Source organism: Gelidibacter mesophilus DSM 14095 (assembly GCF_000423005.1).
Lineage (GTDB): Bacteria > Bacteroidota > Bacteroidia > Flavobacteriales > Flavobacteriaceae > Gelidibacter > Gelidibacter mesophilus.
Genome location: NZ_AUHD01000051.1, coordinates 1 through 1,195 on the forward strand (window position 1 = coordinate 1; position 1,195 = coordinate 1,195).

General features: G+C 32.9%; 1 protein-coding gene. It reads right to left on the reverse strand.

Annotation, left to right across the window (positions count from 1 at the left end):
* Positions 1-104 precede the first annotated feature (104 nt).
* Entirely contained in the window at positions 105-1,004 is a 900-nt protein-coding gene (locus G525_RS0117850) for a DMT family transporter (protein WP_027127343.1), read from the reverse strand.
* Positions 1,005-1,195 lie beyond the last annotated feature (191 nt).

Below are 1,195 nucleotides of genomic sequence, written 5' to 3' on the forward strand. Positions count from 1 at the left end.
CGACGAAGGAGCTTTATTCCACTTCAACAATGCCAGGACCCATTTGTCAAATTTAATGGAGAAAAGCCTTGTTTTTTGCCTCAGTTCTTTGTTGGGCGCAGTTTTTATTCTTTTTCCAATGATTTATTTTTCTTTTCTCTAATGAGATATACACTAATCAAAATTAATAATCCACCGATTGCATACCAAACTGTAAATTTCTCTTTGTCCAAAACGCCCCAAATTACCGCAACGACTGGTAATAAAAGTGAAATAGTACTTACAAAAACTGCAGAGGTATCTTGAACAAGCTTGAAAAACAAAAACATTACCAAAGTAGTGCTAATGACGGTTAGAAAGACTAAATAGCCTAGAGCCGTTAAAGTTTCATTTTGGCTGTAATCAATGTCTGTAAAAAAACCTGAAAAACTTAAAATTAAAAGAGACGGCACCATCCAAATAGTGTAAATACCTGTTGATATATCTGTCGATTTTATGTGATGTAATTTTTTTTCAATAATGAGTGCGGCAACGGCATAAAGTGCCGAACCTATAACCAATAAAACCGTATAATAAAGATGATTTTCGCCATTTCCTGAATTGGAAGAGTAAACTAAAATGATCGCACCTATAAATCCAATTATTGCTCCAGCATATTGAATAACTTTATTTCTGATTCCAAACAGAATTGCTCCTAAAACGAGTGTGAATATTGGGTCTAATGCATTTATGATGCCTGCCAATGAGCTACTTACGCCTTGTTGTGCAATAGGAAAAATAAAGACCACTAAAAAGTTACCAAATAATCCTGATAGAGCAATCCAAAAAACATCCTTTTTTGACATGCTTTTCAAAGCTGGGAATCCAATAAATGACAAAAGCAAGCCTGACAATCCTGCCCTAAAAGCTCCGATTTGATATGGGTCAAATACTGGTAGTAATTTTTTTATGAGTATAAAAGAAGAACCCCAGATTATAGCAATAAAGATGAGTAGAAAATATTTATTTTGAATGAATTGCCTCATAAAGTGTCTATATTTTTTTTAATTCGACAAATTTAATCTTTCGATTTGTATATAATCATTCAATCAAGTTTTTTTCCATTCAGTTTCTTGGGTTGGTAAATTCTGAGTAACGTTTTTATTTCACCCTGTTTTATTGGTTTCAAGCAGGTTGTATTTTACTCATTCTGGCATCTAAATTAGCGATTTGTTTT

What these genes read in the sequence shown, in the direction of transcription:
- G525_RS0117850 (WP_027127343.1), bottom strand. Translation starts at nt 1,004, where the DNA reads ATGAGGCAATTCATTCAAAATAAATATTTTCTACTCATCTTTATTGCT.